Below are 24241 nucleotides of genomic sequence, written 5' to 3' on the forward strand. Positions count from 1 at the left end.
TCGGCGCGGTCGGCGCGGTCGGCGCGGTCGGCGCGGTCGGCGCGGTCGGCGCGGTCGGCGCGGTCGGCGCGGTCGGCGCGGTCGGCACTCGCCACTCCGCGCTCTGCGGTTTGAGCGGTTTGAGCGGTTTGAGCGGTTTGAGCGGTTTGAGCGGTTTGAGCGGATCACGCCGCTCGCGCGCGGCTCCGACGCAAAGACGTGGTCCGCCCCAAATGCGCGACCTATTCCTGCGCCTCGAACGCCGCCGCCGCACGTCCCAACCGATCATTCACCGCGATCCACTCGATCGATTCCGGCAGCTTCTCGATCAAAATCCGCTCGACGTTCGCGCGATCCAGCGCTCGCAGCAGACCGTACAGATCGCGCGCGTAGCTCTGCGGATCTTCCGGTGCGGCGATGAAATGCACGTTCGGCGCGCTTGCCCACTCTCCTGCGCTCGACTTCCGCGCAACCAGCGCAATCTTCTTCTCACTACCTTCACCATGCGCGGCCAGCAGCGGCGCGATCGCATCGAACGGCAAGAGCGCGAGCGGCGTGCGCGGCGCGTAGTGGGCTTTCAGCGTGCCGGAAGCACGCGGCGCGGTGGCATCCGTGCCGTCAGGCAGACGCGGCGCGACGCCGAGCACATCGGCGATCGCCTGCGGGCTCACGTGCCCCGGGCGCAGCAGCGCAGGGAAACCACGCGACAAATCCAGAATCGTCGATTCGATGCCGACGTCCGCCGCGCCGCCATCCAGCACGTGAACCGCGCTGCCGAACTCGTCGCGCACGTGCTGGGCGGTCGTCGGGCTGACGTGCCCGAAGCGGTTCGCCGAAGGCCCCGCGACGCCGCCGTGTCCACCGCGCCGCGCGCTGAACGCAGTGAGCAGCGACTGCGCGACCGGATGCGACGGACAGCGGATGCCGACCGAATCCTGCCCGCCGCTCACCGCCGAAGGGATATGCGACGCGCGTTTCAGAATCAGCGTCAACGGCCCGGGCCAGAACGTGTCGATCAATTTAAGAGCGTCAGCGGAAAGCGCCTGCACCCAGTAAGCCGGATCGCCCGCAGGCGCCAGATGCACGATCACCGGATGATTCGCCGGCCGTCCTTTCGCCGCGTAGATGCGGGCGATCGCCTCGGGATTCTCGGCATCGCCGCCGAGCCCGTAGACCGTCTCGGTCGGAAACGCGACGAGTTCGCCCGCGTCGAGCAGCGCCGCCGCTTCGTCGATCTGCGCGGCGCCCGGATAGATGATGCTCATCGGCGGCCGCTCAATCGAGCGTGATGTGCAGCATGCGCGCGCAGTCGCGCGCCGCTGTACGGGCTTCTTCGAGCGTGGGCGCCGTGAAGTTGATGTGGCCCATCTTGCGCCCGGCGCGCGCCTCTTCCTTGCCGTACAGATGCAGCCGCGCCGACGGCATCGCCGCGACTTCGGGCCACGGCGGCGTGCGCGACTTAGAGCCGTTGAACCAGACGTCGCCAAGCAGGTTCAGCATCGCCGCCGGCGAATGCTGGCGCGTATCGCCTAGCGGCATGCCGGTCATCGCGCGGACCTGCTGCTCGAACTGGCTCGTGGCGCACGCATCGACCGTGTAGTGCCCCGAGTTATGCGGACGCGGCGCCATTTCGTTGGCGAGGAGCGTACCGTCGTCCAGGATGAAGAACTCGACGCACAACACGCCGATATAGCCGAGCTTCGCGGCGATCGTGAGCGCGGCGTCCTGCGCCTGCGCGACGAGCGCGGCCGACGCGTCCGGCGCGGGCACGACGGTTTTCGCGAGGATGCCGTTCATGTGCGTGTTCTGCGCGAGCGGGAAGACGGCGGACTTGCCGTCGCCGCCGCGCGCGATCAGCACGGACACTTCGAATTTGAGCGGCATGCGTTTTTCGAGCACGCACGGCACGCCCGACAGCGACGCATACGCGGTGCGCACCTCATCGACGTTGCGCACGCCGACCTGGCCCTTACCGTCGTAGCCGAGACGCGCCGTCTTGAGGATGCCGGGCAGCACGGCGGCGATCTTCTCGTCGGGGAGCACGGCAAGCGCTTCCGGCGATTCGATCACCACATGCGGCGCGACCGGCACGCCCGCGTCGCAGATGAAGCGCTTCTCGGCCACGCGGTCCTGCGCGATCGCCACGCACGCCGCCGCCGGGCTCACGAACGTGCAGTTCGCGAGGAATTCGAGGCTCGCGGCCGGCACGTTCTCGAATTCCGTCGATACCGCCGCGCACAGCCGGCCAAGCTCGGTGAGCGCGGCTTTGTCGTCGTAAGCGGCGCGGATGTGGCGGTCGGCGACGGCGCCCGCCGGGCTCGTCTCGTCCGGATCGAGGACGGCGACGCGATAGCCCATCGACTGCGCGGCGAAACAGAACATGCGGCCGAGCTGGCCGCCACCGACCATGCCGAGCCAGGCGCCGGGCAGGATGGGTGAAACCGGAGAGTTGTGTGGGTTCATCTTGGTCTGGTCAGGGCCGCTCGCGCGGCTGGGGATGCTTGGGGGCGAATCAGAGCGGCGGCAGGACCATCGCGTGCGCTGCTTCGTTCTGGCGCACGCGGAACGCGGCAAGGCGCTCGGCATACTCGTCGTTCGTGCCGCTCAACAGGGATACCGCGAAGAGCGCCGCGTTCGCTGCGCCCGCTTCGCCAATCGCGAACGTCGCGACCGGCACGCCCTTGGGCATCTGCACGATCGAATGCAACGAATCGATGCCCTTCAGGTACTTGCCCGCCACCGGTACGCCGAGCACGGGCACCGTGGTTTTCGCGGCGAGCATGCCCGGCAGATGCGCCGCGCCGCCCGCGCCCGCGATGATCGCGCGCAGGCCGCGAGCGCGCGCGGACTCGGCGTAGTCGAACATTTCGTCCGGCATGCGATGCGCCGAGACGACCTTGGCCTCGTACGGCACGCCGAATTCCTGCAGGATCGCGACCGCGTTCTTCATTACGTCCCAGTCGGAACTGGAGCCCATCAGCACGCCGATCAACGGCGCGTCGTGCTTGTGTGCGGTTTGTGCATCGCTCATCTATGTGTTCCGGTCAGGTTAAGCGAGCGATTGCCCGGTCAGGCGTTGCAGCGCCTCTTCGTACTTTTCCGCCGTCTTGGCGATCACGTCGTCCGGCAGCTTCGGCGCGGGCGGTTCCTTCTTCCACGGCTGCGTTTCGAGCCAGTCGCGCACGAACTGCTTGTCGAACGACGGCGGATTCGTGCCGACCTGATAGCCATCGGCGGGCCAGAAACGCGACGAATCGGCCGTCAGCACTTCGTCCATCAGATACAGCTCGCCGCGATTGTCGAGCCCGAACTCGAACTTCGTGTCCGCGATGATGATGCCGCGCGTCGCCGCGTATTCGGCCGCTTCCTTGTACAACCGGATGGAAATGTCGCGGATCGTCGCCGAGAGTTCGGTGCCGATGCGGCGTTCCATCTCATCGTAGGTGATGTTTTCGTCGTGATGGCCCATTTCGGCCTTCGCCGCCGGCGTGAAGATCGGCTCGGGCAGCTTTTGCGCGTTCTGCAGGCCCGGCGGCAGTTCGACGCCGCACACCGCGCCCGTCGCCTGATAGTCCTTCCAGCCGCTGCCCGCGAGATAACCGCGCACCACCGCCTCGACGAGAATCGGCTCCAGGCGCTTCACCACGACCGCGCGCCCCTTCACCTGCTCGGCTTCGTCGGCCGCGACGACGGTCGCCGGATCGATGCCGGTGTTGTGGTTCGGCACGATGTGCGAAAGCTTGTCGAACCAGAAATCGGCCATCTGGTTGAGCACGCGGCCCTTGTTCGGAATCGGTTCGCCCATGATGACGTCGAAGGCGGAGAGGCGGTCGGTGGTGACGATCAGGAGCTTGTCCTGGCCGACGGCGTAGTTGTCACGGACCTTGCCGCGTCCAAGCAGCGGCAACGATTTGATCGTGGATTCGAGAAGTGTGGAACGCGCAGTAGACATCGTGATCGACCAGAAAAAATGCCGCAAAAATAAAAGCCAAACGCCGTTCCCCGGAAAGGCAGGAACGGCGGCGGGTCAAAAATCGAATAAAACGCAAACGGGCTCCGTGACGGAACCCGTTGATTTTACTCGCTCAATCTCAAAATCATTTGACGATCTGTGCCAGTTCGCCGGACTTGTACTTCTCCGCGATCTTGTCGAGCGGGATCGGCTTGATCTTGCCGGCCTGTCCTTCGCAGCCGAACTGCATGTAGCGCTCGAGGCAGATCTTCTTCGCTGCCTCGCGCGCGGGCTTCAGGTAGTCGCGCGGATCGAATTTCGACGGATTCTCCACGAAATAGCGGCGGATGGCAGCGGTGATGGCCAGGCGCAGATCAGTGTCGATGTTCACCTTGCGCACGCCGTGCTTGATGCCTTCCTGGATTTCCTCGACCGGCACGCCGTAGGTTTCCTTCATGTCGCCGCCGAATTCGCGGATGTCGGCAAGCAGATTCTGCGGCACCGACGACGAACCGTGCATCACGAGGTGCGTATTCGGGATGCGCCGATGAATTTCCTTGATGCGCTGGATCGCGAGGATGTCGCCGGTGGGCTTCTTCGTGAACTTGTACGCGCCGTGCGAGGTGCCGATCGCGATGGCGAGCGCGTCGCACTGCGTCTGTTTCACGAAGTCGGCGGCCTGCTCGACGTCGGTCAGGAGCTGCTCGCGCGTCATCGTGCCTTCGGCGCCGTGGCCGTCTTCCTTGTCGCCCTTCATGGTTTCCAGCGAGCCGAGCACGCCCAGTTCCGCTTCCACCGTCACGCCGATTGAATGCGCCATTTCCACGACCTTGCGCGACACATCGACGTTGTATTCGTACGATGCCACCGACTTGCCGTCCGCTTCGAGCGAGCCGTCCATCATCACGCTGGTGAAACCGCTCCGGATCGCCGCCATGCAGACGGCCGGCGACTGGCCGTGATCCTGATGCATCACGACCGGGATATGCGGATACGACTCGACGGCCGCTTCGATCAGATGGCGCAGGAACGCTTCGCCCGCGTACTTCCGCGCACCCGCTGACGCCTGCATGATGACCGGCGCGTTCGCTTCGTTCGCGGCGGCCATGATGGCCTGCACCTGCTCCAGATTGTTCACGTTGAATGCCGGGAGACCGTAGCCGTTTTCGGCTGCGTGATCCAGCAACTGACGCATTGATACGAGAGGCATTACTGATACTCCGTGAAATGAAACCGTGACCGGGCGTGCGGCCTTATTTTTAAGATTTTAGCGAAAAGAAGGCACCATTTCGGTGCGTTGCCTGCTTTTCACCTCGCCAATGGCGTTCGCAGGCATGCCCGCGAACGCCGCACATCCTTCGTCAGAACGCTTCGCCCACGCGCACGATCTTCAGCGTGTTCGTGCCGCCCGCCTGCCCCATCGGCTCGCCGACGGTCAGCACGACCATGTCGCCGCGCGCCGCGTAACCCTTGCTCACCACCACTTCCAGCGCCTGATGCAGCGCCGTGTCACGATCGGTGTTGGTGTCGAGGTGCAGCGACGTCACGTTGCGATAGAGCGCCATCGTCCGCTCGCTGCCGACGCGCGGCGTCAGCGCGAAGATCGGCACGTGCGTCCAGTGGCGCGACATCCAGAGCGCGGTCGCGCCCGACTCCGTCAACGCGACGATTGCCTTCGCGCCGAGGTGATAGGCCGTGAAGAGCGCCCCCATCGCAATCGACTGGTCGATACGCGTGAACGTGCGGTCGAGGAAATCCTTGTCGAGCTGGGAATCTTCCGACTTCTCCGCTTCGACGCAGATCGCCGCCATCGTCTCGATGGTCGTCACCGGGTATTTGCCGGCGGCGGTTTCGGCGGAGAGCATCACGGCGTCGGTGCCGTCGAGCACGGCGTTCGCCACGTCCGACACTTCCGCGCGGGTCGGCACGGGTGCGTGGATCATCGATTCCATCATCTGCGTGGCCGTGATCACGAGCTTGTTCGACTCGCGCGCCATGCGGATCATGCGCTTTTGCAGCGCCGGAACCGCCGCGTTGCCGACTTCCACGGCCAGATCACCACGCGCGACCATGATGCCGTCCGACGCGTCGAGGATGCCCTGCAGCGCCGGAATGGCTTCCGCGCGCTCGATCTTCGCGATCATCTTCGGCTTGATGCCGTACGGCTGGCCCGCGATGTTCGCCAGTTGACGCGCCATTTCCATGTCGGTGGCGTTCTTCGGGAAGGACACGGCCACGAAATCCGCGCCGAGCGACATCGCCGTCTTGATGTCCTCCATGTCCTTTTCGGTCAGCGCCGGAGCCGTCAGACCGCCGCCCTGACGGTTGATGCCCTTGTTATTCGACAGTTCGCCGCCGACCTTGACCGTCGTGTGAATCTCCTCGCCGATCACGCGCACGACGTCGAGGACGATCAGGCCGTCGTTGAGCAGCAGCACGTCGCCGGGGCGCAGGTCGCGCGGCAGGTCCTTGTAGTCGAGGCCGCAGCGGTCGTTGTTGCCGAGCTGGCAGTTGGCGTCGAGGATGAACGGATTGCCGGCGACGAGCAACGTCTTGCCGTTCTCGAACTTGCCGACGCGAATCTTCGGGCCTTGCAGGTCGGCCATCAGCGCGACTTCGCGGCCGACCTTGCGGGCCGCCTCGCGGACCCATTCGGCGCGCTGGCGGTGATCGTCGGCGGTGCCGTGCGAAAAGTTGAAGCGGACGACGTCGAGTCCCGCCTGCATCATCTGGAGCAGGATTTCGGGGTTGCTCGATGCCGGGCCGATCGTGGCCACAATCTTGGTAGCGCGATGCATGTCATTCCTCGTCTGGGTGGAGTCGCCTGGGACGGCGCTGCGAGCATGTTGCGCGGCGGGCGAAGTATTGCTCTCCGTACGCAAGTGCGCGCCGGATCGTGCCGGCGTCGCTTTCTGGGTGTTCTGTAACGCCTCGCCGTTCGTGCCGCCGATCAGCACCGCCGATGCGTTGGCGAGCGCGGCGGCGTCCGGCGTTTCGTTCGATTCAGGTTGACCGGCGGCGCCTTCCAGCGCGACAGCGTCGTTGTCGGTCTCATCTTGTGCGCGCCCGGCCTCTGGCGCGCCCTTCTTCTCCGGCCTGGTGCGAGCGATCAAGCGCTCAAGCCCGCGACTCGAGCACTTCGACCGCCGGCAGCGTCTTGCCTTCCAGGAATTCCAGGAACGCGCCGCCGCCGGTGGAGATGTAGCTGATCTTGTCGTGGATGTTGTATTTCGCGATGGCCGCGAGCGTGTCGCCGCCGCCCGCGATCGAGAACGCCGACGAATTCGCGATCGCGTCCGCGAGCGTCTTCGTGCCGTTGCCGAACTGGTCGAATTCGAACACGCCGACCGGCCCGTTCCACACGACCGTGCCCGCCTTTTCCAGTTGCGCCGCGAGCGCCCTGGCGGTGTCCGGGCCGATGTCGAGGATCAGGTCGTCGTCGGTGACCTGGTCGACGGATTTCGTTTCCGCCTTCGCCGTCGCCGCGAATTCCTTGGCCGTCACGACGTCCGACGGGATCGGCACCGACGCGCCGCGCGCGCGGGCTTCGGCGATGATCGCCTTCGCTTCGTCGACGAGATCGGCTTCCGCGAGCGACTTGCCGATCTTCAGGTCCGACGCCAGCATGAACGTATTCGCGATCCCGCCGCCGACGATCAGTTGATCCACTTTCGACGCCAGCGATTTCAGGATGGTGAGCTTCGTCGACACCTTCGACCCCGCGACGATCGCGACCAGCGGCCGCTTCGGGTTGCCGAGCGCCTTGCCGAGCGCGTCGAGTTCGGCGGCGAGCAGCGGCCCCGCGCACGCGACGGGCGCGTACTTCGCAATGCCGTTCGTTGTGGCTTCGGCGCGGTGCGCGGTGCCGAAGGCGTCATTCACGTAGATGTCGCAGAGTTTCGCGAGCTTTTGCGAAAGCGCGTCGTCGTTCTTTTTCTCGCCCTTGTTGCAGCGGCAGTTTTCGAGCAGCACGACGTTGCCCGGCTGCACTTCGACGCCGTCGACCCAGTCGGCGACCAGCGGCACGTCGCGGCCGAGCAGTTCCGAGAGACGCTTCGCGACCGGCGCGAGCGAGTCTTCCGGCTTGAACTGGCCTTCGGTCGGACGGCCGAGGTGCGACGTGACCATCACGGCGGCGCCGGCGGCGAGCGCGTCACGGATGGCCGGGACCGATGCGCGCACGCGGGTGTCTTCGGTGATGTTGCCCTGGTCGTCCTGCGGAACGTTGAGGTCGGCGCGGATGAAAACGCGCTTGCCTGCGACTTTGCCTTCGGCGATCAAATCGGTGAAACGCAGTACTTTCGTCATGGGAGTCAACGTGTTTAGAGAAGCGGTTCGGGCGAAGAAAAGACCGGCTTGGCGGCCGGCCGGGGCATCAGGTCCGCGCGGCGCCGGTCGGAGTCGCGCCGGGGTAGCGGCTCGACTCGTCGGCTTGCATCGGCTGGAGACGCCGGGCGGAAGCATGTTTCGGACTGATTCGGGCGCGCGGCGTCGTTGAAATGAAAGCGCTCGACGCTACGCGGGCATTGCATGCAAGGGATGCGGGGAAGGTTGCCGGCCTGCCACGGCGTGATCGGAGAGACGATCGTGCCGCGAGTGGTGAAGCTGTTGCGCAGTGACTGCCGGAAACTCGTTCGACCTCATTCGATGCGACAGCAAGGCCGACATTTTAACCGATACGCATGACGCTCCAACGCGCGCAATCCATGATGGCGCGTATTTGAGATGCGGCTGCCGCGTTGCGTGGTATGACGCGGCGCAACAATCGCGCGTCAGGCCCAAAGCCGCAAAGCCGTGAAGATCAACATCCCGACAATGATCGTGCCGAGCATGCTGCGGCGCCACAAATACCACGCGAGACCGGCCAGCAATGCGTACAGCGCGTGGTTGCCGAGGCCGATCGAAATGCCGTGCGGGGTCTCGACCAGATCCGGCACGACGACGGCAGCGAGCGCGGCGGCGGGCGCGTAGCGCAGCGCGCGCTGCACGCGATCGGGCAGGATCATACGCTCGCCGCCGATCAGGAAAAGCGCGCGGGTAATCAGCGTGACGAGTCCCATGCCGGCGATCGCGAGCCAGATTTGCAGGGTGCTCATCGGGCGTTCCGGGTGGTGTCGCGGGGCTTTTCCGGCGCGGGCGCCGTCTTTCGCACCGCCCGGCCGATGATGACATCCGCGCACGCTCCCGCCGCGAGCGCGGCGAACACCGCGAGCGGCAAACCGAGCCGATAAGGCAAATCGAACGCCAGCAACGCGACGACGCTCGCGACGGCCACCGCTGCCAGCGTCGAGCGCGTCGCGATCGCGGAAACGATCAGCGGGATCAGCGCGAGCGTGCCGGCGAGTTCCAGGCCCCAGTCGTCGGGGAAAAGGCTTGCGAGCAGAATCCCCGCAATCGACGAAACCTGCCACGACGACCAGCTCGTCACCGCCAGTCCCCAGAAGAACGCTTCCTTGCCGGGCTGAAAACCGGTCGGGAAGTTACGCTTGGCGAACATCAGCCAGATGATGTCGCCGTTGAAATAGCCGAGCACGAGCCGTCGCCAGAGCGGCAAATAGGAGAAATGCGGCGCGAGTCCGGCGCTGAAGATCACAAAGCGCAGATTGACCATCGCGGCGGTCAGGAGGATGGTCCAGAGCGGCAGCCTGGCGGCAAAGAGCGGCAACACGGCTAGTTGCGACGACCCCGCATACACCGCGAGCGACATGCCGAGCGCCTGCGGGACGCTCAAAACGGACTTCGTCATCGCGATGCCAGTGACGAGGCCCCAGGAAAACGTCGCCAGGACGGCGGGGGAAAACGTATGGATACCGTCGAGGAACGCGCGGCGATTCGTGTCGGACAGCCGGTCGGGCATGGAGGAGGAGCGAGCCATCGCGCGGCCGGGCCGGTTGCGCGAGGAATCGGTTTGAAGTGGGGGTCGCCGTGGCGAAAGGCGGATTATAGCTTCGGGACAGCGTGAAAACGCCTGCCGGAACCCGCGCCGATCGCTCGAACCCGCCCGTTCTGCACTGAAAAGACGCTAAAATGACGGTCTTTCGCCGCCTTCCGGGCAGCCCGCGCGGGGTACGGAAATAGATCTGTGAAGCACCGCCGCCGCACCGCGAAATCGCCCGGACGCCTGCTTTGAAGCCCGCCCCGCAATACTGACCCGGAACACGCAACTCGCTAGGAGAATCGTATGTCAATGGCCGACCGCGACGGCAAGATCTGGATGGATGGCAAGTTGATCGAATGGCGCGACGCCAACATCCACGTGCTGACTCACACGCTGCACTACGGGATGGGCGTCTTCGAAGGCGTGCGCGCCTACAAGACGGCGAGCGGCACCGCCATCTTCCGCCTGAAAGAGCACACCAAGCGCCTGTTCAACTCGGCGAAGATCTTTCAGATGGATATCCCGTTCGACCGCGACACCCTCGAAGCCGCACAGCTCGAAGTCGTGCGCGCGAACAATCTCGAATCCTGCTACATCCGCCCGATCATCTGGGTCGGCTCGGAAAAGCTCGGCGTCTCGGCGAAGGGCAACACGATCCACGTCGCGATCGCCGCGTGGCCGTGGGGCGCCTACCTCGGCGACGATGGCCTGGCCAAGGGCATCCGCGTGAAGACGTCGTCGTTCACGCGCCATCACGTGAACGTGTCGATGGTGCGCGCGAAGGCGTCCGGCTGGTACGTGAACTCGATTCTCGCGAACCAGGAAGCCATCGCCGACGGCTACGACGAAGCGCTTCTGCTGGACGTCGACGGCTACGTGTCCGAAGGCTCCGGCGAGAACTTCTTCCTCGTGAACAACGGCAAGCTGTACACGCCGGACCTGGCGTCGTGCCTCGACGGCATCACGCGCGACACGATCCTCACACTCGCGCGCGACTTCGGCATTCCGGTGATCGAAAAGCGCATCACGCGCGACGAGGTTTACACCTGCGACGAAGCGTTCTTCACCGGCACGGCCGCCGAAGTCACGCCGATCCGCGAGCTCGACAACCGCACCATCGGCGACGGCGCGCGCGGCCCGATCACGGAGAAGCTGCAAAGCGCGTTCTTCGACGTCGTCGGCGGCAAGAACGAGAAGTACGCGAGCTGGCTCGCTAAGGTTTGATTGCGGCGCGGGCGCTGTGGCCGTAAGGCCGGGCGTCCGCGCTTCGTCCCCACGAAACGCACGAAACACAAGAGACTCACGATGAGCGACCTGAAGGAAATGCCGCTGGTGGAACTGACGGCGAAGGACTTGCCCGCTTTCTGCCCGAACCCGTCGATGCCGCGCTGGAGCACGCATCCGCGCGTCTTTCTCGACATCACGCATGGCGAAGCGCGCTGCCCGTACTGCGGCACGCGCTACAAGCTGAAAGCCGGCGAAGTGGTCAAGGGCCATTGATTCGGCCTTTTGCATCGACCGGGCACGCTTTCCCCGGATGCGCCCGCTTTTCGCCGCTTCGCAACGGCGATCCCCAACACATGACATCGACATCTCGCGCAACTGACGCGGGATGCGTTTTTTGATCGGAAAAATTACACAGATGCGCCGCGCGCTGGTTATTGCACCGAACTGGATCGGTGACGCATTGATGGCGCAGCCGCTCTTTTCGCTGCTGAGGAAGCTGCATCCGCGCATCGTCATCGATGCCGTCGCGCCCGCCTGGGTCGCGCCCGTGCTCGAACGGATGCCCGAAATCCACGATGTCTACGCCACCGATCTCGCCCACGGCAAGCTGCAGATGCTGCGCCGCTGGCAACTCGCGAGCGATCTGCGCGAACTCGGCTACGACGCCGCCTACGTGCTGCCGAATTCGCTGAAATCGGCGCTGATCCCGTGGATGGCGAAGATTCCGCTGCGCATCGGCTACACCGGCGAGAGCCGCTACGGCCTGCTCAACGTGCGGCACGCGAATCCGGGCAAGAAGGCGCGCCCGCCGATGGTTGGCCAGTACGCCGCCCTCGCCTACGCGCCCGGCGCGAAGCTGCCGTTCTCGCAGGACGGTCGCGAAGGCACCACGCCGTTCCCCGTGCCGCGCCTCGACGCCGATCCGAACGAAGCCGCGCGCGTCTCGACCCGCTTCAATCTCGACAACCGCGCGCCGCTCGTCGTGTTCTGTCCCGGCGCCGAGTACGGCCCCGCCAAGCGCTGGCCGCCCGAGCATTTCGCGGCGCTCGCGCAATTCATCGCGCAGTCGTTTCCCTATGCGAGGATCGTCGCGCTCGGGTCGCCGAAAGATGCGCCGATCGCGCAGGCCATCGCCGATCGCGCGTCGAACGTACGCAATCTGTGCGGTCAGACCTCGCTCGGCGAAGCGTGCGCGCTGATCTCGCGGGCGAGCGCCGTCGTCACCAACGATTCCGGCCTGATGCACGTCGCCGCGGCCTTGCGGCGGCCGCTGGTCGCGGTGTTCGGCTCGACCGACCCGCGCCACACGCCGCCCTTGTCCGATCTCGCAAAGGTACAATGGCTGCACCTCGAATGCAGTCCCTGCTTCGCCCGCGAGTGTCCGCTGGGCCATCTGAACTGCCTGCGCGAACTGAGCGCCGAGCAGGTTTTCGGGGATTTGCGGGGCATGCTGCTCGCACATCGCTGAAAAACGGGCCCGAACGTTCCGCATCCGGGCGACAGCGCAAAGTGTGACCGGCGGCCCTCGCCGTGTACGGCCGGCGTCCGGATTGCTCATCAGTGTGCGGACGCCGACACGCGAATGTCTCCGAACGGAGGCATGCTTTGACCAATGACCGATGCGTCACGCGCCGGCAGCACGGCACGAGGTGCATCGAACGCAGAGACCCACGAGCCATGCCACGTTTTGCCCGCCTGTTCGAAGCCGCTGCCGACACCCTCAACGCCTACTACCAGGCCGTCGCGGAGGGCAACGTCGACAGCGTGATGACGCTCTGGATCGACGAGGAATTCGCTACCTGCATCTGCGCGAACGGCGCGCATCTGCATGGGCTGGAGGGTATCCGCGCGGGTCTCGCGAAGCAGTTCGAAGCGGCACCGGGCACCATCGAACCGCTCGAAATCCGCGTGTACGACAGCCTCGGCACCGTTGTCTACGCGATTTCGGAGGCGCACAAGCCGGCCGATCCGGCAGGCGTCACGCGGCTGATCTTCACGACGTACGTGATGGTCCACGAGCGCGGCGAGTGGCGCATCGCGCACATCCACGCGAGCGCGATGCCCGATGCCGCCGCCGGGCAGTTCGCGGCCAAGATGCGTCACGGGCAGGGACCGCTGCACTGAAGGACTGAAGCACTGAATAAGACGTTTGTCGGGGAGGGGCCATGAAGCGCGATCCATTGATTCAACGCGATCCATCGTTCGTGGACGCCGCGCCGTCCCGGGTGCCGGAAAAGGCGCTCGACGTCACCGCCGATGCCATCGAATGGCTCTACCGCGCCCCGCGCTGGCTCCCGACGAGCCACGCGCAAACCATTGTCCCCGCACTCTTTGGCCGCAAGCCGGCCGTCCAGTTTCGCCGCGAGCGTTGGAATACGCCGGACGGCGACTTCATCGATCTCGACTGGATCGCGCACGGCGCAAGCGCCCCGCCGCCTTCGACTGCGCCGCTTTTTGTGCTGTTCCACGGCCTCGAAGGCAGTTCCGATTCCCACTACGCTCGCGTCCTGATGGCCGAAGCGCAAGCGCGCGGCTGGCAAGGCGTCGTGCCGCATTTTCGCAGTTGCAGCGGGTCGCTCAACCTGCTGCCGCGCTTCTACCATCTCGCCGACAGCAACGAAGTCGACTGGATCTTGCGGCGGCTCGCGGCTACACACAGCGGGCCGGTCGTCGCGGCGGGCGTGTCGCTCGGCGGCAACGTGCTTTTGCGCTGGCTGTGCGAGCGCGAAGGCGATGCGTCGGTGATCGGCGCCGCGGCCGCGATCTCCGCGCCGCTCGACGTCCACGCCGGCGGCCATGCGATCTCGCAGGGTTTCGGCATGGTGTACACGCGCAGTTTCCTGAAGTCGCTCAAGCGAAAGGGACTCGCGAAGCTCGCCCAATACCCCGGCCTCTTCGACCGCGACGCAATGCTCGCCGCCCGCACGCTCTACGAATTCGACAACGTCGTGACCGCGCCGCTGCACGGCTTTCGCGACACCGACGACTACTGGACGAGCGCCACCACGCGTGGGCTCCTGTCGCGCATCGCGGTCCCGACGCTCGTCCTGAACGCCCGCAACGATCCGTTCCTGCCCGGCCGCGTGCTGCCGACGAAGGCGGACGTGTCGGCGGCGGTCACGCTCGATCAGCCCGATCACGGCGGCCACGTCGGCTTCATGACGGGGCCGTTCCCAGGACGCATCGACTGGCTGTCGCAGCGCGTGTTCGGCTACCTGGATACCTGTCTCGATCATGGATGAAATCGTCAAACAGGCGCTCGCCAAATGGCCGAACGTCCCGCACTGCACCGGCTGGCTGCTGCTCGACCGCCGCGGACAATGGCGCATGCGCGACGAAAACGCCCAGGCTGCGGGCGAACTCGGCGATGTGATCCGGCATGAGGCGCTGATCGGCTTCATCAATCGCAATTTCGAGAGCGATGACAAAGGGCAGTGGTTTTTTCAGAACGGGCCGCAGCGGGTTTATGTCGAGCTGGGTTATACGCCCTGGATCGTGCGACTAAGTATTTATGACGGCGCGCTCGCGCTGACCGATCACACCGGCGCCACGTTCGAACCGGTGCGCGCCTTTCTCGACGATGAAGGCGGAATGTTGTTCGCGGACGCATCGTCGCCCGAGCGCATCGCCGCGCTGCATGACCACGATCTCGATTTGTTCGCAAGCCACGCGACGTTTGGCGACGGCACGCCGGGTGTCTTTCACTGGCGGGATGGCCCCGGCCTGTTGATCGAATTGATTCGACGTGGGGATGTGGCGGAACGGTTTGGTTTTGTCGCGAGCCCGGCTTCGGCTGGCTAGCCGTTCTTTTCCTGTTCGCGCTCTTCCCGATAGCGGGCCTCAAAGTCGCGCAGACGCGCTGAAATCGTCGATAAATCGTAGAAATTGGCGGTTTTCACGTCGCGCGCTTCCTTCAACTGGCGGATCGCGGACGGCCATGCGCCGTCGAGGGCGAATTTTTCCGCCATCGCCTGATGCTGCTGCAACGGATCGTTCAGGCCGACGCTCGATTGCGCCAGGTAGTACCACCAGTCGGGACGTGTCGGCTCGGCGCGTGTTTCTTCCTTTGCGAGCGCCTGCGCTTCGGCGAAACGGCGCGCCGCAATCAGCGTCTGCAAATGCATATCGATCGCCGCGTGGGACTGCGGCCAGCGTCGTTGCGCTAGGTCCGCCAAACGCACGGCGTCGTCGCTGCGGCCGGCGCGGCGGGCGATGTCCGCGGCGAGGACGTCGAGGCTGGGAGAACTGCGTGCTTGTAGCGGCGGGTTGCTCTGCGCTGGAGTCGCGGCGGCAGGCGCGGGTCCTGGCGCCGTGGCATTCGTCTGACGGTGAGCCACGACCTCGATCGGCGGCAAATCGGGGAGATTGCGGGGAGCGGTAGCCGAACCGTCGGCACTTGGCCCGGAAACGGCAGTCAAGCTGTTTGAAGCTGCAGCGGAGCCACGCGACGCACCCGCCGACCGTGACGCGATCACAGCCTCGCGACCTGGACCACCCGCCCGCCCACCACGCCGCGCCGCCTTGTTCGACGCCGCCTGATCCACGGATGAAACCACTGGCTCCGACCTCTCCGCCTGCGCCGCCGCCACCGCCGTGCTCGCCTGCTCGCCTTCGAACAACCGCCGCGCCTTCCCCAGCGCCTCACTAGCCGCCCCGTAATCCCCCATCAACGACTGCGCGAGCGCAATCCCATACCAGTTCGCCGCCGCATTCAACGCGGTCTGGTCCTCGATTTCCGACTTGAGCCGGCTCGCGATATCGCGATAGTCACTCGGCGAATTCACCTGCAGCACCCGCGCGCGCGCCCGCACGAACCCGTATTCCGTCGATTGCCGCGGCTGCCGGTACGGCACGCGCCGCGCGCGGTCCTCCATGTCGGCGATGCGCTCGCCCGTCAGCGGGTGCGTGCGCGCATAGGGCGGCACGCCGTTGTCGCCCATCGTCGAGCGGTCGAGGCGATCGAAGAAAGCCGTCATCGCGTAGGGGTCGTAGCCGGCCGCGCTCAGCATCTGGAAGCCCACGCGGTCCGCCTCGTGCTCGGCGGCGCGTGAAAAGCGCAACTGATTGTCGACAGCGAACGCCTGCCCGCCCATCGCGATGCCCATGCCGAGATCGCCGCTCCTCGTGGCAAGGCCCGCCAGCAGCCCGGCCAGCATCGCGGCGAGCGCGGCGTACGTGCTGCGCTCCTGCGCGCCGAGCATCCGCGCGATGTGCCGCTGCAAAACGTGCCCCATTTCATGCCCGACGACCGATGCGAGTTCCGACTCCGTCTGCGTCGCGGCGATCAGCCCCGTGTTCACGCCGATGAAACCGCCCGGCATCGAAAACGCGTTGATCTGCGGGTCGCGCCCGGCGAAGAGATCGAAGTCCGGGGCGTAGCCGCCGAGATACTGCGTCACCGCCGCCGCCGCCAGCTTCGACGACACCGAATTCAGGTAGTCGCGCACGAGCCAGTCGTCGAGGTAGTCCGGGTCGCGGCGCAGTTCGCGCATCAGGCGTTCGCCGAGACGGCGTTCGGCTTGGGGCGTGAGCGTGCCGCCGGAGCCGTCGCCGAGATCGGGAAGTTGCACGGCGGAAAGCGGCGCGCGCAGGCTGGCCGCGCCGCTCATCTCGCCGGGCCGGTTGGCGAAGCGGCTCTCCGCGCCGCCGTAGACGCCGAAGACGCCCTCCGCGACGTTCGCGGGAGTGGCGTTGGCAGGGGAAGCGCGTAACGCGTCGGCGGCTAACGTCGCGGTTTGGGCGCGCGCGGTCGATGGCGTGGCACTCGCGGGCGTCTGCCCGAGCGTCGCGGGCGGCACGGCGAGACTCAGGCACAACACGGCGATCAGAAAGCGATTCGGACGCATGGAGTACGGGGCGCGCAGGAGCGCGGCGCGGGTATCGGGCTCGATCTTCGAAACGAGCTTATCGTATCAAGTGTTGGAAGTCGTGCTCGCTTGAGGTTGCTTGCAACTGTCACGCCGCCATGAAAATCACCGCTGGTAAGATGAGCCCCCGATTAAAAGCCGAAGGAGACGCGATGTCCGGACTCACTCATTTCGATGCTTCTGGCGAAGCGCACATGGTCGATGTCGGCGACAAGGGCGAGACACGCCGCATCGCCGTGGCGCGCGGGTCGATCGCCATGCTCGACAGCACGCTCGCGCTGATCCGCGAAGGCCGCGCGAAGAAAGGCGACGTGCTCGGCGTCGCGCGGATCGCGGCGATTCAGGGCGCAAAGCGCACCGCCGATCTGATCCCGCTGTGCCATCCGCTCGCGCTGACGCGCGTCGCAGTCGATTTCGCCATCGACGACGCGCTCCCCGGCGTGCACTGCGAAGTGCGCGTGGAGACGGTCGGGCGAACCGGCGTGGAGATGGAAGCGCTGACCGCCGTGCAGGTCGGCTTATTGACGATTTACGACATGTGCAAGGCGGTCGATCGGGGCATGACCATCACAAACGTGAAGGTCATGGAGAAGCACGGGGGGAAGTCGGGGGATTGGGTGGCGCCGGCCTGAACCCCCTCACTCCTCCCCATCGTCCTCATCATCCGACGACGAAGTAGCTTCCGCCGCCGGCACCCCATAAATCTTCACCAATTCCGCCTTGAAAGACGCCATCGGCTTGCCCTGCTCGTCGAGCAACTGATAAACCGCCGTCAGTTGCTTTGGCCAGTCGTGCAACTGCGTCGCGAAAATCTTCAGACGCGCGACCGTATCGAGAGCGGCGTCGCGTTCGCCCGCCAGCGCCTGCAGTACCGCCAACCGTCGCAGCACCGTCTCACCGGGAAGCAGCGCCAGCGCCTGCTGGTGCATCGCGAGCTTCTCCGCGAGGTTCTGGCCGTTCATCGGCAAGAGTGTCGCCGCGCCGTATTCCCCCCAGGCACGAAACAGAAACGACGGATCGTTCCGATACTGCTCCGCCGGCCGCGTCCCGTAATACAGCACCTCCGCGCGGTTGTAATCACGCAGCACGGGATAAAGCGACGCCAGCCCGCCGACCACGAGAATCGTGTAGAGCCCATACGACACCGGCCGCGCCACGAGCCGCAGCGCGCGCGTCTCAAGCAAGCCGAAGACGAGCATCGCCGGCATCAGGAAGAACATGTACTGCTGCGGATACTCGACGAGCGCGTGCATCATCAGCACGCCAAGCAGCGCGAGCCCGAAAATCCGGCCGGGAGTATGCGGGGCACGCACCACGCGCACGAACCACGTGATCACGCCGAGCAGCAAAATCCCGAGCCCGAGTGCGCCGGTTTTCGCGAGCAGATCGATGAAGATGTCGTGCGCGTTGTTCGCGATCTCGACGCCGCCCAACTCCCGCACGAAGTCGAACTGGTAGCGCGGAAACTCCCCCCAGCCGACCCCGAGCAGCGGATGCGTCTTGAACATCGTCCAGCCGTATTTCCACAGCGCGAGCCGTGGCGCGATCTGGTTCGCGTCCTGCATGCGCTCGGCCGCCGATTGCGCGAGATCCAGGTTGAAGCGCAAGTTCGCCCAGCGGATCGCGATGTTCACCGCGAAAAACAGTATGGCGAGCACGGCCGGCAGCAGCCACGCGCGTGCATCGCGCTTCCCCGGCAGATCGCTTTCGCCCGCCACGGAAGGCCGTCCGAGCACGAACGCCATCCAGAACCCGGCGACGACGACCACCGCCATCTGAAGCCAAGGTCCACGCGAGACTGTGAGCGCGAGTCCGACCGAAAAAATCGTCGACAAAACGAGCCACGCGATCACCGGCAGTCGCCGCGACTGCACGAAATAGAGCGCGCCCGCCATCGCGAACGCGATGCAGGTCGCGAGGTGATTGGCCTGCGCCATGTTGCCGAACGGCCGGCGCTCGATCATCACGTTGTACGCGACGATGAACGGTGTGAACTTCGCCTCCATGTGCAGCAACTGCACGATCTGGCAGAACACGGCAAACAACCCGCCGACGATCAGCGCCGCCGCGCCCCAGCGCAGCGCCTTTTCAGCTAGACCGGCGCGCGCGAGGCCGAAGCCCGTATGCACCGTCACGAACGACGCGAGCAGATAACCGCCACCGAGCCAGTTCAGCGACGGCTGCGCGACCGGCAGCAGCGCCGTCTGCGCGATCAGCAGAAGGCCGAAGGCGAGCGGCATCAGCGCGATCATCGGCGTGGCGAATGGAACGCGCGGCTCGTTCACCCGCACGAGGAGCGCCACCGTCGCCCCGAGGGCCAGATACAGGACGAGCGCGCTGTATTCGGCGTAAAAGGTCGGGATCGGATAGGTGTGGTTGACGACGGCGTAAGGAATCGTCAACGCAAGACAAAGTGCGGCAAGAGCAAGAAAACGCGCGAATTGTGAAGGCATGGCGGCTGGGAACGTCGGGGACCGGCGCACTATACAAAAATTTACCTGGACTGTCCGGCGCTTCGGCCGAAATGCCGCGAAATCGGCGGGAACCGTTGTGCGTTCGCCATTGCGCTTTTTTTGCGCGAGCGGTGGGCAACTCGTCAGCCGCCAACCGCTCGTCGCCTTACAGCGTCAGGCACGGCACTCCGGCGGCGCGAGATTCGCCGGCAAGGTCGGCGCGTCGGCCGGATTCGGCCCTGCACCCGGCGCCGGCAGCGATGACGCCGCCTTCCCGCCCGCGAAGCATTCCCACGTCACCGACCCCGCCTGGACCACGCCCTTCGCAAGCGCGATGCGCTTCGTCGGCAAGTCGGCGTTATCGGGCGCCGATGGCACGAGCACCAGCGTGTTCGAGCCTGACGGCGCGACGCGCGTCGAATAGGCGATCGTTACCTGGCCGTTGTCGCTGTCGACGTGGATCGACTCGACGTTACGCGTGCCCGGCGGCGACGCGTAACCGCCGCCCAGTTCCGAGCCGCTCGCCGAGTTCTCCGCGACCGCCAGCCGCGCCGACGAAGCCAGCGACATCCCCTCGCCCACCCTGCTGCGCGCAAGATAATCCTGATACGCGGGAATCGCGTACGCCGCGACGACGCCGACAATCGCGAGCACGATCATCAGTTCGATCAGCGTGAAACCCGCCGCCAACCGCTCCGTGCTTCGTTTCCGAAACCACTGCAAGCCACTTGCTGCTTCAATACCGCCTATCGCCAAGATCATTTTTCATCCTCCCAAAAGACAAAAGCGCCCGGCCTGCTCGATGCAGACCGGACGCTTTCATCGTATTGAGAGACGCTCGCGCGCGGCAGTCGGCCGAATGGCCAACGCGGCGCGTTACCCCCACGCCTAGTTCGTCGCGCTTCGCGAATCCGACGACAGCGCGCGCCGCCGGAAGAACCAGCCCGCCGCGAGCACGATCAGCGCGCCCGCGATATGCGCCGCGTACAGCGCACTCGTCGTGTTGAGGGCGGGCCAGCGGTCGATGAACGGATCGTCGATGATCAGCCCACCCGCGATCCAGCCGAGCAGCCCCGCACCCAGCGCGACGACGATCGGAAAGCGGTCGAGCAGTTTCAGCACCAGCGTGCTGCCCCACACGATCAGCGGAATGCTCACGACGAGCCCGAAGATCACGAGCGTCAGCCGATGTTGCGGATCGGCGGCCTCGGCGGCGCCCGCGATCGCGATCACGTTGTCGAGGCTCATCACGGCATCGGCGACGATGATCGTCTTGACCGCCGCCCACAGCCGGTCGGACGACGTGATGTGGTGGTCGTCGTGGCCCGGCATCATCAGCTTGATGCCGATCCACAGCAGCAACAGGCCGCCGACGAACTTGAGGAACGGCACGTCGAGCAGCACGACCGCGAACGCGATCAGCACGACGCGCAGCAAAATCGCGCCGAGCGTGCCGAGCAGCACGCCGCGCGTGCGCTGCTGGTCAGGCAGGTTGCGGCACGCGAGCGCGATCACGACTGCGTTGTCGCCGCCGAGCAGGATGTCGATGATGATGATCTGGATGACCGCGCCCCAGTGGAGCGTCGCGAAGAATTCGAGCATTGAAAAAAGGCAGATAAGAACGAGCGAAAACAGTCGCGGAAATAAAAAAGCGAGGAAGCCAACGCTCCCTCGCTTTTGAATCGACATTTATACGAAAGGGTCTAGTAAGAGTACCAAACCCTCGCGCTTTTCGCCGCTTTACCGTGTCCGAATCGGCCTTAGATCACCGATTTCAACAAACGCGCCATTTCCGACGGGTTCTTCGTGACCTTGATACCGCAGGCATCCATGATTTCGAGCTTCGCGTCCGCCGTATCGGCACCGCCCGAGATCAGCGCGCCGGCGTGGCCCATGCGCTTGCCCGGAGGCGCCGTCACGCCCGCGATGAAGCCGACCACCGGCTTCTTCATGTTGTCCTTGATCCAGTAGGCCGCGTTGGCTTCGTCCGGACCGCCGATCTCGCCGATCATGATCACGGCGTCCGTGTCGGGATCGTCGTTGAACATCTGCATGATGTCGATGTGCTTGAGACCGTTGATCGGATCGCCGCCGATCCCCACCGCCGACGACTGACCGAGGCCGAGCGCCGACAGCTGGCCGACCGCTTCGTACGTCAGCGTGCCCGAACGCGACACCACGCCGATGCGGCCCTTCTTGTGGATGTGACCCGGCATGATGCCGATCTTCAGCTCGTCCGGCGTGATCGTGCCCGGACAGTTCGGTCCGAGCAGCAGCGTCTTGCGGTTTTCGCGGCGCATGCGGTCCTTGATTTCGAGCATGTCGCGGACCGGGATGCCTTCCGTGATGCAGATCGCGAGATCGAGGTCGGCCTCGACAGCTTCCCAGATCGCAGCCGCAGCGCCTGCCGGCGGAACGTAGATGACCGAGACGGTCGCGCCCGTTTCGGCTTTCGCTTCGGCGACGCTCGCGTAGATCGGAATGCCTTCGAAGTCTTCGCCCGCGCGCTTCGGGTTCACGCCCGCGACGTAGGCCTCGCGGCCGTTCGCGTACTCGCGGCACGCGCGCGTGTGGAACTGACCGGTTTTGCCGGTGATGCCCTGCGTAATGACCTTGGTGTCTTTGTTGATCAGAATCGACATGTAGTGACCTCTGTTCGTTTGGCATCGCCCGTTGCGCGTGTTTCACGCGCACACGAGCGCCGCCATTCGTATCTGGTGGAACGGAACGCCCGTAGTGCTTTTCGACTGCCCGAAAAGCGCTTACTTGCCTTCGGCTGCGGCGACGACCTTCTGCGCAGCTTCTTCCATGCTGTCGGCCGCGATGATCGGCAGGCCGGAGTCCGCCAGAATCTTCTTGCCGAGGTCTTCGTTCGTGCCCTTCATGCGCACGACGAGCGGCACCTTCAGCGCCACCGCCTTCGATGCCGTCACCACGCCTTCCGCGATCACGTCGCAGCGCATGATGCCGCCGAAGATGTTCACGAGGATCGCCTTCAGGTTCGGGTTCTTCAGCATGATCTTGAAGGCTTCCGTCACCTTCTCTGTCGTCGCGCCGCCGCCGACGTCCAGGAAGTTCGCCGGTTCGCCGCCGAAGAGCTTGATGGTGTCCATCGTCGCCATCGCGAGGCCCGCGCCGTTCACCAGACACCCGATGTTGCCGTCGAGCGAGATGTAAGCGAGATCGAACTTCGACGCTTCCACTTCAGCCGGATCTTCTTCGTCGATATCGCGATACGCGACGATGTCCGGATGACGGAACAGCGCGTTCGAATCGAAGTTGAACTTGGCGTCGAGCGCGATCACCTTGCCGTCGCCGGTGACGATCAGCGGGTTGATTTCGGCCAGCGATGCGTCGGTTTCCCAGAACGCCTTGTAGAGACCTTGCAGGATCGCGCGCGCTTGCGGGATCGACGCATCGGGAATGCCGATCTTGCGCGCGAGGTCGTCGGCGTCTGCGTCCTGCAGGCCGGTCGACGGCTCGACGGCGAACTTGTGCAGCAATTCTGGCGTCTTTTCCGCGACTTCCTCGATGTCCATGCCGCCTTCGCTCGACGCCATCACGACGACTTTCTGCGAAATACGGTCGAGCACGAGGCCGACGTACAGTTCCTTCTTGATGTCCGCGCCTTCCTCGATGAGCAGGCGGTTCACCTTCTGGCCTTCAGGGCCGGTCTGATGGGTGACGAGCTGCATGCCGAGGATCTGGTTCGCGTATTCGCGGACCTGGTCGATCGACTTCGCGACCTTCACGCCGCCGCCCTTGCCGCGGCCGCCAGCGTGAATCTGCGCCTTGACGACCCAAACCGGGCCGCCCAGCTCTTGCGCGGCCTTGACCGCATCATCCACCGAGAACACGGGCTTGCCGCGCGGGACCGCGACGCCGAATTTCCGCAGGATTTCCTTACCCTGGTACTCGTGAATCTTCATGCGTGATTCCTTCAGTCTGAGAGTTGGATTGAACTTCGCTTGTCTTGAAGCTTTTATGGACCGCTGGTTTCTTCGCTAGCCGGCTGGGCCGGTCTTGCTGTGTCTTGTCTGATCAACCTGTCTTTTCTTCGCTTCCGGCCCGTTCGTCCGGATCGCGCGGATCACGCGGTTTGTGGCCGAACCAGCGCGGGTAGTATTCGCCAACTGCCGGGCCGTCGAAGCGCAGCGCGTTGCATCGGCCGAGCTGGAATGGCGGTTTTTCTTCGGAAGGGGCTGCGGCTTCCCCTTTCGGATTGCCGTTCTCGATATTCCAGACTTCGCCCGCGAACGCCTGGATGGCGGCGGTCGGCAAGACGGCGCACAGCTCCGTGAGATGCGTGCAGCCGACGGTGCCGCGCAACAGCCGATTGGCTTCTCGACGGAAGTTCTCGAGGAGATTGAGACCGATGAGGGAACGGTAGACAGGATTGGACTCGGCGCACAGACCGCCATAGGGCGCCCATTCCGACGACGCTTCGGCGTCGACGATGGTGAGCTTGCGGTCGATGGTGATGCGCAGCCAGAGTTCATGGATCGGCAGGCCATTGGGCCGGACGCCCGACGCGAGATGGACATCGCGCGGCTTTTCATCGGTTAGACGGGCTTCGATGTCCCACAATCCATCTTCCCGCTCGAAGGCTTCCAGTCGAATCGCGCGGCGATGGCGCAACTGGCGGGAAACGGGCGGAGAAAGCGGCATGCGAGGTCAGGAAGGCCGGATGAGAAAACTTGTGAATTTTAGCATATTGGGTATTTCGGGCTGAGAGGGGTCTCTGGCGAGCACATGCTGGGCGGGTGAGCGAGGATTTCGGGATAGGGGCGCGTTGAAAGCTAATGACGGTCATTCGCTCCGGCGGCCAGTCGCGCTCCAGGTGATTACCGGCGTTTAGCGGGGCGCGTCTTGAATTGCCGTGTCG

General features: G+C 65.1%; 23 protein-coding genes. 7 read left to right on the plus strand and 16 right to left on the minus strand.

Translation table 11 applies throughout. The features are described 5' to 3' along the window. Positions 1 to 221 precede the first annotated feature (221 nt). The 9 genes from AWB65_RS21300 to AWB65_RS21340 all read right to left on the minus strand — a co-directional run bounded on the left by AWB65_RS21300 (position 222) and on the right by AWB65_RS21340 (position 9788). On the minus strand, positions 222 to 1244 hold the full coding sequence (locus tag AWB65_RS21300) for an L-threonylcarbamoyladenylate synthase (RefSeq protein ID WP_087669031.1): 1023 nt from the start codon (positions 1242 to 1244) through the stop codon (positions 222 to 224). 10 nt (positions 1245 to 1254) lie between these two features. Further along, entirely contained in the window at positions 1255 to 2442 is a 1188-nt protein-coding gene (locus tag AWB65_RS21305; RefSeq protein ID WP_087669032.1) for a 5-(carboxyamino)imidazole ribonucleotide synthase, read from the minus strand. A 49-nt stretch (positions 2443 to 2491) separates the two neighbouring features. Further along, the gene (gene purE, locus AWB65_RS21310; protein WP_087669033.1) at positions 2492 to 3010 is read right to left on the minus strand and encodes a 5-(carboxyamino)imidazole ribonucleotide mutase; all 519 of its coding nucleotides are present in this window, start codon (positions 3008 to 3010) and stop codon (positions 2492 to 2494) included. An 18-nt stretch (positions 3011 to 3028) separates the two neighbouring features. Continuing rightward, positions 3029 to 3931: a phosphoribosylaminoimidazolesuccinocarboxamide synthase gene (locus AWB65_RS21315; RefSeq protein WP_087669098.1), complete on the minus strand. Its 903-nt coding sequence runs from the start codon at positions 3929 to 3931 to the stop codon at positions 3029 to 3031. A 145-nt stretch (positions 3932 to 4076) separates the two neighbouring features. Further along, positions 4077 to 5141 carry a class II fructose-bisphosphate aldolase gene (gene fba, locus AWB65_RS21320; protein ID WP_087669034.1) on the minus strand — a complete coding sequence of 355 codons (1065 nt, stop codon included), beginning with the start codon at positions 5139 to 5141 and terminating at the stop codon, positions 4077 to 4079. Positions 5142 to 5292: 151 nt separating this feature from the next. Further along, complete coding sequence (gene pyk / locus AWB65_RS21325; RefSeq protein WP_087669099.1) at positions 5293 to 6729, minus strand: pyruvate kinase; 1437 nt, start codon at positions 6727 to 6729, stop codon at positions 5293 to 5295. 319 nt (positions 6730 to 7048) lie between these two features. Further along, a complete protein-coding gene (locus AWB65_RS21330; protein ID WP_087669035.1) occupies positions 7049 to 8239 on the minus strand; it encodes a phosphoglycerate kinase in 1191 nt (396 codons plus the stop codon). Between the two features lie 464 nt (positions 8240 to 8703). Next, positions 8704 to 9027 (minus strand): branched-chain amino acid transport AzlD family protein, encoded by a 324-nt coding sequence (locus tag AWB65_RS21335; protein ID WP_087669036.1) that lies wholly within the window; start codon positions 9025 to 9027, stop codon positions 8704 to 8706. Further along, entirely contained in the window at positions 9024 to 9788 is a 765-nt protein-coding gene (locus AWB65_RS21340; protein ID WP_087669037.1) for an AzlC family ABC transporter permease, read from the minus strand. Before AWB65_RS21340 ends, AWB65_RS21335 begins: the two co-directional genes overlap by 4 nt. Positions 9789 to 10112: 324 nt before the next feature. On the opposite strand from AWB65_RS21340, the gene AWB65_RS21345 reads away from it, so the two are divergent. From AWB65_RS21345 to AWB65_RS21370, 6 genes are all read left to right on the plus strand, one after another. Next, entirely contained in the window at positions 10113 to 11033 is a 921-nt protein-coding gene (locus tag AWB65_RS21345) for a branched-chain amino acid transaminase (RefSeq protein WP_087654639.1), read from the plus strand. Positions 11034 to 11114: 81 nt separating this feature from the next. Then, entirely contained in the window at positions 11115 to 11309 is a 195-nt protein-coding gene (locus tag AWB65_RS21350) for a zinc-finger domain-containing protein (RefSeq protein ID WP_087643042.1), read from the plus strand. A 142-nt stretch (positions 11310 to 11451) separates the two neighbouring features. Beyond that, the gene (gene waaF, locus AWB65_RS21355; RefSeq protein WP_087669100.1) at positions 11452 to 12504 is read left to right on the plus strand and encodes a lipopolysaccharide heptosyltransferase II; all 1053 of its coding nucleotides are present in this window, start codon (positions 11452 to 11454) and stop codon (positions 12502 to 12504) included. Between the two features lie 209 nt (positions 12505 to 12713). After that, entirely contained in the window at positions 12714 to 13160 is a 447-nt protein-coding gene (locus AWB65_RS21360; protein ID WP_087669038.1) for a nuclear transport factor 2 family protein, read from the plus strand. A 41-nt stretch (positions 13161 to 13201) separates the two neighbouring features. Then, positions 13202 to 14278, plus strand: coding sequence for a hydrolase (locus AWB65_RS21365; RefSeq protein WP_087669039.1), 1077 nt, complete (start codon positions 13202 to 13204; stop codon positions 14276 to 14278). Continuing rightward, positions 14271 to 14837, plus strand: a complete 567-nt coding sequence (locus AWB65_RS21370) for a DUF2946 family protein (protein WP_087669040.1) — start codon at positions 14271 to 14273, stop codon at positions 14835 to 14837. Before AWB65_RS21365 ends, AWB65_RS21370 begins: the two co-directional genes overlap by 8 nt. Here AWB65_RS21370 and AWB65_RS21375 read toward each other — a convergent pair. Further along, positions 14834 to 16882, minus strand: coding sequence for a M48 family metalloprotease (locus tag AWB65_RS21375; RefSeq protein WP_087669041.1), 2049 nt, complete (start codon positions 16880 to 16882; stop codon positions 14834 to 14836). The genes AWB65_RS21370 and AWB65_RS21375 overlap by 4 nt on opposite strands. A gap of 173 nt (positions 16883 to 17055) precedes the next feature. On the opposite strand from AWB65_RS21375, the gene moaC reads away from it, so the two are divergent. Beyond that, a complete protein-coding gene (gene moaC, locus AWB65_RS21380) occupies positions 17056 to 17535 on the plus strand; it encodes a cyclic pyranopterin monophosphate synthase MoaC (RefSeq protein ID WP_181505649.1) in 480 nt (159 codons plus the stop codon). Positions 17536 to 17541: 6 nt separating this feature from the next. Here moaC and AWB65_RS21385 read toward each other — a convergent pair whose 3' ends face one another. The 6 genes from AWB65_RS21385 to AWB65_RS21410 form a co-directional block, all read right to left on the minus strand. Next, on the minus strand, positions 17542 to 19356 hold the full coding sequence (locus AWB65_RS21385; protein WP_087669043.1) for a PglL family O-oligosaccharyltransferase: 1815 nt from the start codon (positions 19354 to 19356) through the stop codon (positions 17542 to 17544). 174 nt (positions 19357 to 19530) lie between these two features. Beyond that, positions 19531 to 20097: a pilin gene (locus AWB65_RS21390; RefSeq protein WP_374729757.1), complete on the minus strand. Its 567-nt coding sequence runs from the start codon at positions 20095 to 20097 to the stop codon at positions 19531 to 19533. A 147-nt stretch (positions 20098 to 20244) separates the two neighbouring features. After that, positions 20245 to 20958: a TerC family protein gene (locus AWB65_RS21395; RefSeq protein WP_087669101.1), complete on the minus strand. Its 714-nt coding sequence runs from the start codon at positions 20956 to 20958 to the stop codon at positions 20245 to 20247. A 158-nt stretch (positions 20959 to 21116) separates the two neighbouring features. After that, on the minus strand, positions 21117 to 21998 hold the full coding sequence (sucD, locus tag AWB65_RS21400; protein WP_087654648.1) for a succinate--CoA ligase subunit alpha: 882 nt from the start codon (positions 21996 to 21998) through the stop codon (positions 21117 to 21119). A gap of 120 nt (positions 21999 to 22118) precedes the next feature. Beyond that, a complete protein-coding gene (gene sucC, locus AWB65_RS21405) occupies positions 22119 to 23300 on the minus strand; it encodes an ADP-forming succinate--CoA ligase subunit beta (protein WP_327358645.1) in 1182 nt (393 codons plus the stop codon). Positions 23301 to 23397: 97 nt separating this feature from the next. Beyond that, positions 23398 to 24024 (minus strand): DUF2889 domain-containing protein, encoded by a 627-nt coding sequence (locus tag AWB65_RS21410; RefSeq protein ID WP_087669046.1) that lies wholly within the window; start codon positions 24022 to 24024, stop codon positions 23398 to 23400. Positions 24025 to 24241 lie beyond the last annotated feature (217 nt).

It is taken from the genome of Caballeronia humi, from assembly GCF_001544475.1.
Lineage (GTDB): Bacteria > Pseudomonadota > Gammaproteobacteria > Burkholderiales > Burkholderiaceae > Caballeronia > Caballeronia humi.

What these genes read in the sequence shown, in the direction of transcription:
- moaC (WP_181505649.1), top strand. Translation starts at nt 17,056, where the DNA reads ATGTCCGGACTCACTCATTTCGATGCTTCTGGCGAAGCGCACATGGTC.
- fba (WP_087669034.1), bottom strand. Translation starts at nt 5,141, where the DNA reads ATGCCTCTCGTATCAATGCGTCAGTTGCTGGATCACGCAGCCGAAAAC.
- AWB65_RS21360 (WP_087669038.1), top strand. Translation starts at nt 12,714, where the DNA reads ATGCCACGTTTTGCCCGCCTGTTCGAAGCCGCTGCCGACACCCTCAAC.
- AWB65_RS21305 (WP_087669032.1), bottom strand. Translation starts at nt 2,442, where the DNA reads ATGAACCCACACAACTCTCCGGTTTCACCCATCCTGCCCGGCGCCTGG.
- AWB65_RS21395 (WP_087669101.1), bottom strand. Translation starts at nt 20,958, where the DNA reads ATGCTCGAATTCTTCGCGACGCTCCACTGGGGCGCGGTCATCCAGATC.
- AWB65_RS21345 (WP_087654639.1), top strand. Translation starts at nt 10,113, where the DNA reads ATGTCAATGGCCGACCGCGACGGCAAGATCTGGATGGATGGCAAGTTG.
- AWB65_RS21385 (WP_087669043.1), bottom strand. Translation starts at nt 19,356, where the DNA reads ATGCCTTCACAATTCGCGCGTTTTCTTGCTCTTGCCGCACTTTGTCTT.
- AWB65_RS21340 (WP_087669037.1), bottom strand. Translation starts at nt 9,788, where the DNA reads ATGCCCGACCGGCTGTCCGACACGAATCGCCGCGCGTTCCTCGACGGT.
- AWB65_RS21370 (WP_087669040.1), top strand. Translation starts at nt 14,271, where the DNA reads ATGGATGAAATCGTCAAACAGGCGCTCGCCAAATGGCCGAACGTCCCG.
- waaF (WP_087669100.1), top strand. Translation starts at nt 11,452, where the DNA reads ATGCGCCGCGCGCTGGTTATTGCACCGAACTGGATCGGTGACGCATTG.
- AWB65_RS21410 (WP_087669046.1), bottom strand. Translation starts at nt 24,024, where the DNA reads ATGCCGCTTTCTCCGCCCGTTTCCCGCCAGTTGCGCCATCGCCGCGCG.
- AWB65_RS21330 (WP_087669035.1), bottom strand. Translation starts at nt 8,239, where the DNA reads ATGACGAAAGTACTGCGTTTCACCGATTTGATCGCCGAAGGCAAAGTC.
- sucD (WP_087654648.1), bottom strand. Translation starts at nt 21,998, where the DNA reads ATGTCGATTCTGATCAACAAAGACACCAAGGTCATTACGCAGGGCATC.
- AWB65_RS21350 (WP_087643042.1), top strand. Translation starts at nt 11,115, where the DNA reads ATGAGCGACCTGAAGGAAATGCCGCTGGTGGAACTGACGGCGAAGGAC.
- AWB65_RS21315 (WP_087669098.1), bottom strand. Translation starts at nt 3,931, where the DNA reads ATGTCTACTGCGCGTTCCACACTTCTCGAATCCACGATCAAATCGTTG.
- AWB65_RS21335 (WP_087669036.1), bottom strand. Translation starts at nt 9,027, where the DNA reads ATGAGCACCCTGCAAATCTGGCTCGCGATCGCCGGCATGGGACTCGTC.
- AWB65_RS21375 (WP_087669041.1), bottom strand. Translation starts at nt 16,882, where the DNA reads ATGCGTCCGAATCGCTTTCTGATCGCCGTGTTGTGCCTGAGTCTCGCC.
- pyk (WP_087669099.1), bottom strand. Translation starts at nt 6,729, where the DNA reads ATGCATCGCGCTACCAAGATTGTGGCCACGATCGGCCCGGCATCGAGC.
- purE (WP_087669033.1), bottom strand. Translation starts at nt 3,010, where the DNA reads ATGAGCGATGCACAAACCGCACACAAGCACGACGCGCCGTTGATCGGC.
- AWB65_RS21365 (WP_087669039.1), top strand. Translation starts at nt 13,202, where the DNA reads ATGAAGCGCGATCCATTGATTCAACGCGATCCATCGTTCGTGGACGCC.
- AWB65_RS21300 (WP_087669031.1), bottom strand. Translation starts at nt 1,244, where the DNA reads ATGAGCATCATCTATCCGGGCGCCGCGCAGATCGACGAAGCGGCGGCG.